General features: G+C 65.1%; 12 protein-coding genes. 6 read left to right on the top strand and 6 right to left on the bottom strand.

All coding sequences use genetic code 11. The features are described from left to right. Nucleotides 1-142, bottom strand: a 142-nt coding sequence (locus tag AC1DHL_RS29525) for an acyl-CoA carboxylase biotin carboxyl carrier protein subunit (protein WP_478164297.1), incomplete at its 3' end; no start/stop codon positions are given. A 160-nt stretch (nucleotides 143-302) separates the two neighbouring features. Here AC1DHL_RS29525 and AC1DHL_RS29520 point away from each other — a divergent pair. Genes AC1DHL_RS29520 through AC1DHL_RS29510 form a run of 3 tightly spaced genes read left to right on the top strand, consistent with a single transcriptional unit; the run spans nucleotide 303 to nucleotide 3,540 of the window. Further along, entirely contained in the window at nucleotides 303-770 is a 468-nt protein-coding gene (locus AC1DHL_RS29520) for a Zn-ribbon domain-containing OB-fold protein (RefSeq protein WP_478164295.1), read from the top strand. Between the two features lie 42 nt (nucleotides 771-812). After that, nucleotides 813-2,357 (top strand): AMP-binding protein, encoded by a 1,545-nt coding sequence (locus AC1DHL_RS29515; protein WP_478164294.1) that lies wholly within the window; start codon nucleotides 813-815, stop codon nucleotides 2,355-2,357. A gap of 10 nt (nucleotides 2,358-2,367) precedes the next feature. Then, the gene (locus tag AC1DHL_RS29510; protein WP_478164293.1) at nucleotides 2,368-3,540 is read left to right on the top strand and encodes a thiolase C-terminal domain-containing protein; all 1,173 of its coding nucleotides are present in this window, start codon (nucleotides 2,368-2,370) and stop codon (nucleotides 3,538-3,540) included. Between the two features lie 11 nt (nucleotides 3,541-3,551). On the opposite strand, the gene AC1DHL_RS29505 is transcribed toward AC1DHL_RS29510, so the two are convergent. The 5 genes from AC1DHL_RS29505 to AC1DHL_RS29485 all read right to left on the bottom strand — a co-directional run bounded on the left by AC1DHL_RS29505 (nucleotide 3,552) and on the right by AC1DHL_RS29485 (nucleotide 8,115). Continuing rightward, nucleotides 3,552-4,319 carry a GntR family transcriptional regulator gene (locus AC1DHL_RS29505; RefSeq protein WP_478164292.1) on the bottom strand — a complete coding sequence of 256 codons (768 nt, stop codon included), beginning with the start codon at nucleotides 4,317-4,319 and terminating at the stop codon, nucleotides 3,552-3,554. Between the two features lie 138 nt (nucleotides 4,320-4,457). After that, nucleotides 4,458-5,360 (bottom strand): LysR family transcriptional regulator, encoded by a 903-nt coding sequence (locus AC1DHL_RS29500; protein WP_478164291.1) that lies wholly within the window; start codon nucleotides 5,358-5,360, stop codon nucleotides 4,458-4,460. Beyond that, a complete protein-coding gene (locus AC1DHL_RS29495; RefSeq protein ID WP_478164290.1) occupies nucleotides 5,357-6,403 on the bottom strand; it encodes an RNA methyltransferase in 1,047 nt (348 codons plus the stop codon). Before AC1DHL_RS29495 ends, AC1DHL_RS29500 begins: the two co-directional genes overlap by 4 nt. Before the next feature lie 80 nt (nucleotides 6,404-6,483). Then, nucleotides 6,484-7,026, bottom strand: a complete 543-nt coding sequence (locus AC1DHL_RS29490) for a cupin domain-containing protein (protein ID WP_478105913.1) — start codon at nucleotides 7,024-7,026, stop codon at nucleotides 6,484-6,486. A gap of 249 nt (nucleotides 7,027-7,275) precedes the next feature. After that, on the bottom strand, nucleotides 7,276-8,115 hold the full coding sequence (locus tag AC1DHL_RS29485) for a FadR/GntR family transcriptional regulator (protein ID WP_478105914.1): 840 nt from the start codon (nucleotides 8,113-8,115) through the stop codon (nucleotides 7,276-7,278). A gap of 230 nt (nucleotides 8,116-8,345) precedes the next feature. Here AC1DHL_RS29485 and AC1DHL_RS29480 point away from each other — a divergent pair, with 230 nt between their 5' ends. The 3 genes from AC1DHL_RS29480 to AC1DHL_RS29470 form a co-directional block, all read left to right on the top strand. After that, entirely contained in the window at nucleotides 8,346-9,206 is an 861-nt protein-coding gene (locus AC1DHL_RS29480; protein ID WP_478164289.1) for an NAD-dependent epimerase/dehydratase family protein, read from the top strand. A 38-nt stretch (nucleotides 9,207-9,244) separates the two neighbouring features. Beyond that, on the top strand, nucleotides 9,245-10,543 hold the full coding sequence (locus AC1DHL_RS29475; protein ID WP_478164288.1) for an MFS transporter: 1,299 nt from the start codon (nucleotides 9,245-9,247) through the stop codon (nucleotides 10,541-10,543). Nucleotides 10,544-10,581: 38 nt separating this feature from the next. After that, the coding region (locus AC1DHL_RS29470; protein ID WP_478164296.1) for a UxaA family hydrolase at nucleotides 10,582-11,084 on the top strand (503 nt) is incomplete at its 3' end.

The raw sequence follows: 11,084 nt of genomic DNA, 5'->3' as shown, positions 1-11,084 counted from the left end.
CGGGGGCGACGACGGGGATTTCCATCTTCATGGATTCGAGGACCATGAGGGTGTCGTCGGCCTGCAGGGTGTCGCCGGGCTTTACCAGGATCTTCCAAACGGTGCCGGTGATCTCGGAGCGAATCTTTGTCTGTGTGGTCATGGGTGGGTGCCTCGTTGGATGGCGGTTGAGCGTCGGATGCCTGAACTTTACTCGACATTCAGATTGTTGACAATACGAATGTGCCCATGATTTAATCGAGGCATTGCAGCGAAACGCTGCGCCAACGAGGCGGAAAGTCCGCCCGATCGGAGACAAGACCATGACCCTTACCGCAAGCAACACCGAAGGAAAGCCGATGAATCCGCCGCCGGCACGCCCCTTGCCGATCCCCACGGCCGAAACGGCTCACTACTGGGGCGCGGCGCTGGAGGGCAAGCTCAAGATCCAGCACTGCCCTGCCTGCTCGCGCCACCAGTTCTATCCACGCCGCTTCTGCACGCAATGCCTCTCGGAGGAGATCGAATGGGTGCACGCCAGCGGCTTTGGACGCGTCTACACCTATACCGTGTGCCATGTCGCCGGCCATCCGGCGTTCGAAACGCGTGTCCCCTATGCCATCGGGATGATCGAACTCGACGAGGGTGTGCGCATGCTGGCGGGCATCGTCGCGACCGAGCTGGATCACCTCGCGATCGGCGCGCGCGTGCAGGTGTGCTTCGAGCGCATCAACACCGAGATCGCACTGCCGATGTTCCGGCTCCTGGGCGCAGATGCGGCCCATGCCTGACGGCGTTCGAGGCGCAAACAATTTCTGAAAACTGGAGACAAGATGATCATTGATTCCTTCGACGCCGGCGCAACGGCCTTTCCGGACCGCGTCTTCGTGCAAGGCGGCAGCATGCAACTCAGCTACCGTGAAGCAGCTGACGCCTCGCACGCCGTCGCCGCCGCGCTCGTGCGCGACGTGCAACCGGGCACCCATGTCGGGGTCCTTTCGCCCAATCACCCGATGGTGCTGCCTGCGATGCTCGGCGTGATGCGCAGCGGCGCGGTCTTCGTGCCGCTCAACGCGCGCGATTCGATCGAGGACATCGTCTGGTTCGCCAAATTCTGCGAGATCACGGTACTGATCTGCCACGAGCAGTACGCGCCGCACCTCGAACGGATGAAGGCCGAGATACCGACGCTCAAGCGCGTGATCGGCCTGACCGAGCCGCTGGAGGCCAGCGGCCAGAGCATCACGCAATGGCTCGACGAGTTCGCCGGCCGGCGCGTGGATGTCCGGCGCGAGCCCGATGACATCGCGATCATCAAGTCGTCCGGCGGCACCACGGGCCGCCCCAAGGCGATCATGCAGAGCCACCGCTCGCTCGAGACGGCCTACCGGGTCAGCAACCAGTTCATGCCACCGCGCAAGGATCCGGTGCATCTGGTCGTCGCTCCGCTCACGCATGCCGCGGGTGCGACGATGGTCGCGCTCGCCCGCATCGGCGCGCGCAACGTGATCGCGCCCTCGGCCGACTCGGGTGTGATCCTGGAGACGATCGAGCGCGAGCGGGTGACGCACATCTTCCTCACGCCCACCATGATCTACCGCCTGCTCGCCCACCCCGACGCCGCCACGCGTGACTGTTCGTCGCTGGAGTACGTGATGTATGGCGCGGCGCCGATGTCCGCCGACAAGCTGCGCGAAGGCCTCGCGCGCTGGGGCCAGGTCTTCGTGCAGTTCTATGGCCAGTCGGAAGTGCCCGGCGTCATCACCTGCCTCTCACGCAAGGACCATTTCGTGCATGGCGACCCCGAACTCGACAAGCACCTTTCCTCGGCCGGCCGCCCTTCGGGCGCCTGCGAGGTGGCGCTCATGGACGACGACGGCAACATCGTCGGCATGGGCGAGCGCGGCGAGATCGTGGCCCGCGGCGATCTGGTATCACCCGGCTATTTCAACAACCCGGAAGCCACCGCCGAGGCGCGTGCGTTCGGCTGGCACCACACGGGGGACATCGGCGTGTTCGACGAGAACGGGTTCCTCTCGGTGGTCGATCGAAAGAAGGACATGGTGATCTCCGGCGGATTCAACATCTATCCGAGCGAGATCGAGCAAGTGATCTGGGGTCATCCGGCGGTGCAGGACTGCGCGGTGGTCGGCGTGCCCGACCCCGATTGGGGCGAACGCTTGACCGCGGTGGTCGAACTCAAGGACGGCCGGAACGCGACCGCCGACGAGATCGTCGAACTGTGTCGCAACCGCTTCGGCAGCCTGAAGACGCCCAAGCAGGTCGAGTTCTGGCCCACGCTGCCGCGCAGCCCGGTCGGCAAGGTACTCAAGAAAGATGTACGTGCTCAACTCGCCGCTGACGCGGCGCGAGTTTGAAGGAACCGAGATGGACCCGAAAGCGCTGAGCGGCCGCTATGCCATCGTGGGCGTCGGCGAGGCCGGCATGGGCAAGGCCCAGGCGGGTGATACCGCCCTGTCACTGCAATGCGATGCGGCGCGGCAGGCGATCCTGGACGCGGGCCTGAAACCGTCCGATATCGACGGCGTGTTCGCTCACTGGGACGACCGGGCCGCCGGCCTCCTCGTGACGGAGTACATGGGCCTCTCGCCGAGCTATGTCGACAGCACCGTCGTCGGCGGCCAATCGAACCTCACGCACGTTGCGCACGCGATGGCGGCGATGGAAACCGGCCTGTGCAACGTGGCGCTGATCACCTACGGCAGCACGCAGCGCCTGGACCGCAGCCGCTCGCGCGGCGGCGCAGCGCAGGATGCGCGCATGCCGAGCGGACAATTCGTTCTCCCCTACGGCATGCTGAGCCCGATCGGCTTCTATGCGATGCAGGCGCGCCTGCACATGCATCGCTATGGCACACGCGCCGAGGATCTGGGCGAGGTCGCGCTGGCAGCGAGGCGCTGGGCGCAACTCAATCCGAACGCCGTCGCGCGCTCGCCGCTGTCGATGGAGGACTACCTGGCCGCGCCGATGATCGCCGACCCGTTGCGCAAGTTCGACATCTGCCAAGTGACCGACAGCGCCGGCGCGATCGTGCTGGTTCGGGCAGAACGCGCCCGAGACCTCCCTCGCCCGGCGGTGCTGGTGCAGGGTTTTGCGGAGAAGTACATCCAGCACGCCACGCCTTTCGGCACCGACGACTGGATCGACAACGGCGTGCTCGCCGAGATGGGCCGCCTGGCCATGGAGCGCGCCGACCTCGGGCATTCCGACATCGACCTCGTACAGATCTACGACGCGTTCACGATCAACGTGCTGATCGGACTCGAAGCGCTGGGCTTTTGCGAGCGCGGCGGGAGCGGCGCCTTCGTGCAGGGCGGACGCATCGCGCCGGGCGGTGCCTTTCCGATGAACACTTCGGGCGGCGGGCTGTCCTTCAACCATGGCGGCATGTTCGGCATGCCATTGATGATCGAGTCGGTGCGACAGCTGCGCGGTGAGTGTGGCGAGCGACAGGTGCCAGGGGTGCGCACCTGCCTGATGCAAGCGGGTGGGCTCGTGATGTCCGCCTACATGGTGATGGTTCTCGGCAAAGGCGACTAGCCCTGGTCGTCTCAAGTGTCGGCCGCGGTCTGGCGCGCTTCGAGCTGCTTGATTGCTTCGCGCTTCGAATCTTCAATCAGCTTTTCGGTCGCTTCGGCGGCGACCTCCAAGTTGCCAGCCTTCATCGCCTTTTGCATGGCGCGCCAATTGCGCGCCGACTCCTTGCGGCGCGCCGGCGTAGCCAGGCCAAGTTGGGTGTATCGCAGGGTCTGACGCGACAGCGACGCCAGGATTTCGGCCAGTCGCTCATTGCTGCAGGCCTCGCGCAGGGCGCGACTGAGGCTGAACGATGTCTGGAAGTAGTCGGCGGCTCCGTCCGGATCCACGGCCAACGCGTCGAGCGCGCGGATGTCGGCGTCGATGGCGGCGGCCAGACGCGCGGCCTCCTCGACCGAGAGCCGGGCGATCATCGCTCCAGACAGTTTGGAGCGGATCTCGAAGATGTCGGCGACCTCCTTGATCGAGAGCTGCGTGACGTGCGCCCCGCGATTGGGCAGGATGCGAACGACCGAGTCTTTCTCGAGGATGCGCAACGCTTCACGCACCGGGCCCCGGCTGACTTCGAACTGTTCTGCGAGAGCTTCTTCGCGTATGCGCTCGCCCGGCTCGTACTCGCCGTTTGCGATGGAGGTGAAGATGAGCTCGGCAATCTGCTCGGGAAGTGTCTGAAGCTGCCGCAGGGTGGCTTTGGTGCGCGCGGGTGCTTCGGCTTCCGTACGGCCAGTCTCGCCGTTGGCGCTCGCTTTTTTCGGGACATTCATGGAGGTCTTCGTCGTCATATTGTTAACAAACTAAATGTTGCCATGCAATTAAACCACAACGATCTCCTCCATGCTTCGACACATGGAAGGTGATCAGCCGAGATCCGCCGAATGGCCCCTGATCACGCAGTGCGAAGGGCAATCGCCTTTCGCACTCTATTTGGCGACGCCATCCACCAGGTGGTCGATCAGCAGTCGCACGTGTCGGGGCACTGCACTGGCGTCGCGCAGGCCGATCAGCAGGTGCCGCGTTGCCCATGAATCCTGAAGCGCAATCTGTCGCAGGTTCATCGAACGCAGATGAGGCTGGACCGCATCGCGCGGCAGCACCGCGACACCCAAACCTGCCGCCACCATCTGGCACATCGCGTCGAAGCTTCGAACCTGCAGGCGCATCTTCAGGCTGCGGCCCAGTGCCTTGGTTTCGGCCTGCAGGCGCTTGGCCAGCGAGGTGCCCTTGGGCAGGCTGACGAAGTCGTAGTCGATGGCTTCCTCGAAGCGCACCGTACGGCGGCGCGCCAATGGATGGCCCTGAGGCACCACGAGAACCAGCCGGTCTTCGCGGTAGTGGATCTGGTGCAAGCCCAAGGCGGGCGTGCGGTCGGCGAAGATTCCGATGTCGGCACGGCCGTCGAGCACCGCCAGCACCACTTCGCCGCTGTCTTCTTCTTCGAGCTCGATACGGATGCCCGCGTTTGCGTGGACGAAAGACGAGATGTCCGCCGGCAGGAACTGCGTCACCGCCGACGTGTTGGCCCACAGCCGCACGACGCCGACCAGGCCGGTTGCGTAGTCCGAAAGGTCCGCCGCCAATTGATCGACGTCGCTGAGGATTCGTTGCGCATGCGCCTGTAGTGCGTGCCCGGCCACTGTCAGGGTGATGCCGCGCGAATGACGCTCCAGCAGCGTGGCGCCCACGGCTGCCTCGAGATCGGTGATGCGCTTGCTGGCGGCGCCGACGGCCAGGTTCGCCAGTTCGGCACCCTTGCTGATGCTGCCGCTGCGGGCCACAAGGCTGAAGAGCGAGAGCGAAAACAGATCGAGCCGGTGGAGATTCACGAAGCAGTGGTCCTCTGCCAATGAACAACCGTCTCGCTCGCCCCGGCTGCGCGCGCCCTCAACTGGCCGCAGCCGCCGTCGACATCCTGGCCGGCCGAATAGCGCAGCTTCGTCAGGATGCCCCGCTCGTGCAGCGTGCGAGCCAGCTGCTTGCATCGCTCCCACGACGGGCGACTGAACGACACGCCATCCACCGCGTTGAAGGGAATCATGTTCAACACGCCGTACTTGCCGGAGAGCAGCCTGACGATGCCTTCCATCTCCTCTTCCCCGTCGTTGACACCTTCCAGCAGCGTCCACTGGTATTGGATCGGGTAGCCGGTCGCCCGGGCATAGCGTTCGCATGCGGCGACCAGTTCCTCGGGCGTCAAGTTCGGCGCGCGTGGAAGAAGTTTTCTGCGCAGCTGGGCGCTGGTCGTGTGCAGCGAGAGTGCCAGCGCCGGCCTGACGCGCCCCTGCTGGAGCCGCTCGAACGCGCGAGGATCGCCCACGGTGGAGAACACCAGGTTCTTGTGGCCGATGTTGCCCGCCGTACCGAGGAGATCGATCGCCTCCATCACGTTGTCGAGGTTGTGCGCCGGTTCACCCATGCCCATGAACACCACCTTGCGCACCGGCCGGCGCGTGCGCGCGAGCGCGACCTGGGCAATGATTTCGGCGCTGCCCAGTTGACGCAGCAATCCGTCGCGACCCGTCATGCAGAACTGGCATCCGACGGCGCACCCCACTTGCGACGAGACGCAGAGACCGTCCCGGGGCAACAGCACGCTTTCCACGGTCTGGCCGTCCGCGAGGGCGACGAGCAGGCGCTCGGAACCATCGGCGCCGGGATGGACGGTGTGGATGCGCGCCAGCCCCGCAAGTTCGGCTTCAATGGACGGCAGGGCAGCCAGCAGGGACGACGGGAAAAAGCTCTCGGGTTTGCGCCTGCCGCTGCTTCGGGGCAAAGCATGGGACCACAGGCGGAGAATCCGGTGTTCGTGGAGGGGGCCTGCTCCGGCTTCCTGCAGTCGCCGTCTGACTTCATGGATTCGCGTCGACATGCGACGGATTGTGCACGGCAGTCACCGTCGAACCTACATGGGGCGTCCCGGCCCTCTCACACCGCCGAGGCGACGCCGTATCAAGGGGGCAGGACCAGCGGACCGCAGTTTTCATCGGTCACGAACACCGCAAGAAGCTTTGCCGGATGCGTCGGGTCGGGATTCTCGGCAAACAGGTGCAGTGTCCCGGGCGGCTCGAAGAATGTCTCGCCGAAGCGGTAGTCTCCCGGAGGCGTGCCGGCCAACTGCGAGCGAATCGTCCCATTGAGGATGACCGCGGTGACCGACCCCGGATGGCGGTGTGCCGGCGAGTAGGCCAGTGGCGGGAAGTCGACAAGCACCGTGGTGACGGACTTTCCGGGCACGTTCGGCAGCGGTTCGCATGAGAGCACCTTCGACGATGTCGCGGGCCGGGCTGCCTCGGCAGACCCTGCAGGGGCAGGTACCGACGCGAACATTGGTCGACCCACCGTGCTACACAAGGCGGCGAACCAGTCCACTGCCTGCCTCTTGCCGCCATGCGGAAGAGATGCCCAGCCGGCAGCAAGCACGAGTGACGCCCCGGCCATGGCGGCAATGATTTTCTGGCGACTGGCCGGCGCCAAGCCTGAAGTTGCGCTCATCGCTGCGCCTCCGTTTCTCTCGCCCATTGGGTTGATCTCCTTTCGTCGGCGCCTGCGGGATGCCTGCCCGACAGATTCGAGCTTAGGTCAGGGATGCCTCATGGCACAGGGCCAAGAAAAGAGAAAATCACTGGGCCATGCCAGCAAAGACCGATGTTGAACGTCGCTCTGTCGCCGAACTCGCGGAGGAATATGGCTTCACCGACGTTGACGGACGGATGCCGGAGAAGCCCCGCGAATGCCGGCGAACTAGAGACCCTGGGAACTCGCGCGGTCGCCCGCGCCCGACAAGCCCACCGCCGCCCGCGCGGGCTCCGCGTGCGCCTTACGCTGCCGCTCGCGGCTGTTGACCAGGTGAATGCGCATCGCCGCGCGCGCCGCATCGGGGTCGCGGCGCTCGATGGCCGCGTAGATGTCCTGGTGCTCCTGGTTGACCTTCTGGAGATGCTGCTCGCGCTGCTCGACGTTCAGCCATGACGAGGAGATCCGCGTGCGCGGGATCACCTCCAGGCCCAGGTGGCTCATGAGTTCGCTGAAGTAGTGGTTGCCCGTCGCCTGCGCAATCGCCAGGTGAAAACGGAAATCGGGGGAAACGGTTTCGCCGACGGTCGCCAGATGCTTCTCGAAATCGTCGAGCGCGCTGCGCATCTCCAGAAGATGCTCGTCGGTGCGGCGCAGGGCCGCGAGTCCGGCGGCCTCCGATTCGATGCTGGTGCGCAGCTCGAGCATCTCCAGCATGTCGAAGATGCCGCCGCCGCTCGATGCCGCGTTGCCGAACTGGAAGCGGCCGGGGGCCGCCGGCTCCAGCGCAAAGGTGCCCACGCCGTGGTGCGTCTGGACCATGCCGGCTGCTTGCAGGCGGGACAAGGCCTCCCGCACCACGCCGCGGCTGACGCCGTAGGTTTGCATGATGACCGCCTCGGTCGGCAGCCTGTCCCCGGGCTTGATCGCCCTGCTCTTGAGCTGTGTGCCCAGGGCCTCGACCAGTTCGTGGGTGAGCCCCTTGCCGGGCCGGCGCCCGCCCGGCGGAATGGCGCGCAGGTCGTTGTCCGTGGAGGTTTCCTCGAAGGTCGGCGAAGGGTCTTGCATGCGCCAATGATAGGACCGCGCATGTGATGGCCCGCAGGGACATGCGAGGAGTCTGTCCGTATGCGCTTCCGAGGCTTGATTTTTGTTGTCGTAGGACATCTGATGAAATTTCGAGATGATTTGGCTTGTCGACTGCAGCAATCAGGTACAAATATTTGGGTAAACCCCAATCAAATGGGTGCTTGAGATCGGAGATATTCGAATCTTGTCATAGGACATCAGACAAGTTGATGAAAACCCTCGTATCCCACTCCGCTCCAAACACCCCGAAGAAAATTGCCCTGACCGGCGCCGGCGGCCAACTCGGCGCCGTACTGCGCAAGGCGTTGGTCGGCCGCGGCGTCCCCCTGCGCTCGGCCGCCGGCAGCAAGGCCCTGGTGCCCCTGGTAGACGGCGAGGATGTGATGCACGGCGACCTGCGCGACAGCGCCGTGGTCGACCGCCTGCTGCAAGGCGTCGACGTGCTGATCCACCTCGCCGGCACGAGCGTGGAGCGTCCGCTGCCGGAGATCATCGAGAACAACCTGCGAGCCCTCGTGGAAGTCTTCGAGGGTGCGCGGCGGCATGGCGTGCGTCGCGTGGTCTTCGCCAGTTCCAACCATGCGATCGGGATGTATCCGGTCACCGAGCACCTCGGCCTGGACTGCGCGCCCCGCCCCGACGGCTTCTACGGATTGAGCAAGGTGTGGGGAGAGGCCCTCGCCCGCATGTACTGGGACAAGCACGGCATCGAAAGCGTCTGCGTGCGCATCGGCAGTTGCGTCGAGCGGCCGACGGAGCCCCGCCATCTCAGCACATGGTTCGGCCACGACGACTTCCTGCACTTCATCGACCGCTGCATCGAAGCCGAGGACGTGGGCTTCACGGTGGTCTGGGGCGTGTCCGCCAACAAGCGCAGCTGGTGGGACAACAGCGGCGCCGAACACCTGGGCTTTCGCCCGACGCAAGACGCGGAGGCGTACGCCGCTGACATCCTGGCCGGGCCGAACCCCCTCGACGCCCTGTGCCAACGCTACCAGGGCGGCAGCTTCGTCGGCCTGGACTACACGCGCGAGGACGCCCGCCCCCTCGCCAGGCATTCCATTTCTTGAATTTCTCGACAGACACAACGAGTTCCAGGAGACACGCAATGAAGATCAAGGGCATTCGCTGGTGGATGGTCGCTCTGGTTTCGGCCGGGTTGATCGTCAACTACCTCGCGCGCAACACGCTTTCGGTGGCGGCCCCCACGCTGATGAAGGACCTGAACATCACGACCGAGCAGTACTCGCACATCGTGGTGGCCTGGCAGCTCTGCTATGCATTCATGCAGCCGGTCGCGGGCTATCTGCTCGACACGATCGGCACGAAGCTCGGCTTCGGCCTCTTCGCGCTGGCCTGGTCGCTGGCCTGCGCCGCGGCGGCCTGGTCCACCAACTGGCAGAGCCTTGCCTTCTTCCGAGGGCTGTTGGGCCTCACCGAGGCGGCTGGCATTCCGGCGGGCGTCAAGGCGACGACCGAATGGTTCCCGGCCAAGGAGCGCTCGGTGGCGATCGGCTGGTTCAACATCGGTTCGTCGGTCGGCGCATTGCTCGCGCCGCCGCTGGTGGTCTGGTCCCTGTTGCACGGGCAATGGCAATGGGCCTTCCTGATCGTCGGCGCGCTGGGCATTGTCTGGAGCCTGGTGTGGATGCTGCTGTACCGCCACCCGCGCGACCAGAAGCGCTTGTCCGACACGGAGCGTGACTACATCCTGTCCGGCCAGGAGGCGAAGCACAGCGACGCCGGCGCGGCCAAGCGCAGCTGGACTGAAATGATCCGAAGCCGCGATTTCTGGGCGATCGGGATTCCGCGCATGCTGTCCGAGCCGGCCTGGCAGACCTTCAACGCCTGGATCCCGTTGTACATGATGACCGAGCGTCACATGAACCTGAAGGAAGTCGCGATGTTCGCGTGGATGCCCTTCCTTGCCGCGGACATCGGCTGCGTGCTCGGCGGCTACCTCAGCCCGCTGTTCCACAAGTACTTCGGGGTCTCGCTGTTCAACTCGCGCAAGATGGTGTTCGTCGTCGGCGCGCTGTTCATGATCGGCCCGGCCAGCGTCGGCTTCGTCGAGAGCCCCTACATGGCGATCGCGCTGCTGTGCATCGGCGGCTTTGCGCACCAGACGCTGTCGGGCGCGTTGTATTCCATCACCTCCGACATGTTCGGAAAGAACGAAGTCGCCACGGCCACCGGCATGGGCGGCATGGCGGGGTATTTGGGTGCTGCCGCGTTCACGGCGCTGTTCGGCGTGCTCGTCACTCAGATCGGCTACAGCCCCCTGTTCGTCGTGCTCGCGGTCTTCGACATCATCGCCGCGGTGGTCGTGTGCCTGATGGCCCGAAGCGGCGATCGGACGCCCAGCGCGCGTTGGGTGCCTGTGGGTGCAGGTGCGGTGGCCAAGTGAGCGAAGTGAGCAACGTGACCAAGCCTCTTTCCATCACCATGCACGATCTCGACAACGTCGCGATCGTGGCCAACCACGGCGGCTTGCCCGCCGGCGCCGTGCTGCCCTCCGGGCTGAAGCTGGTGGACAAGGTTCCCCAGGCGCACAAGGTCGCGCTGGTCGACATCCCCGAAGGCGGCGAAGTCCGTCGCTACAACGTCACGATCGGCTATGCGTTGAAGGACATCGCCGCGGGCAGCTGGGTGCATGAGCGCCTGCTCAAGATGCCGGCTGCGCGCAAACTCGTAGGGCTGCCGATCGCCACCGTCAAACCCCCTGAGATGCCGCCGCTGGAGGGCTACACCTTCGAAGGCTTTCGCAATCCGGACGGTTCGGTCGGCTCGCGCAACATTCTCGCGATCACGCAGACCGTGCAGTGCGTGGCGGGCGTCACCGAGTTCGCGGTGCAACGCATCAAGGCCGAACTGCTGCCGAAGTTTCCCAACGTCGATGACGTCGTGGCGCTGGAGCACACCTACGGCTGTGGCGTGGCCATCGACGC

Source organism: Variovorax sp. 10L426 (genome assembly GCF_056395305.1).
Note: the sequence above shows the minus strand (reverse complement) of the source record. Positions and strands in the feature narration are given on the sequence as shown.

Bases quoted from the DNA above. Each gene is read 5' to 3' on its own strand.
- AC1DHL_RS29520 (WP_478164295.1), top strand. From the start codon at position 303: ATGACCCTTACCGCAAGCAACACCGAAGGAAAGCCGATGAATCCGCCG.
- AC1DHL_RS29515 (WP_478164294.1), top strand. From the start codon at position 813: ATGATCATTGATTCCTTCGACGCCGGCGCAACGGCCTTTCCGGACCGC.
- AC1DHL_RS29510 (WP_478164293.1), top strand. From the start codon at position 2,368: ATGGACCCGAAAGCGCTGAGCGGCCGCTATGCCATCGTGGGCGTCGGC.
- AC1DHL_RS29505 (WP_478164292.1), bottom strand. From the start codon at position 4,319: ATGACGACGAAGACCTCCATGAATGTCCCGAAAAAAGCGAGCGCCAAC.
- AC1DHL_RS29495 (WP_478164290.1), bottom strand. From the start codon at position 6,403: ATGTCGACGCGAATCCATGAAGTCAGACGGCGACTGCAGGAAGCCGGA.
- AC1DHL_RS29490 (WP_478105913.1), bottom strand. From the start codon at position 7,026: ATGAGCGCAACTTCAGGCTTGGCGCCGGCCAGTCGCCAGAAAATCATT.
- AC1DHL_RS29485 (WP_478105914.1), bottom strand. From the start codon at position 8,115: ATGCAAGACCCTTCGCCGACCTTCGAGGAAACCTCCACGGACAACGAC.
- AC1DHL_RS29480 (WP_478164289.1), top strand. From the start codon at position 8,346: ATGAAAACCCTCGTATCCCACTCCGCTCCAAACACCCCGAAGAAAATT.
- AC1DHL_RS29475 (WP_478164288.1), top strand. From the start codon at position 9,245: ATGAAGATCAAGGGCATTCGCTGGTGGATGGTCGCTCTGGTTTCGGCC.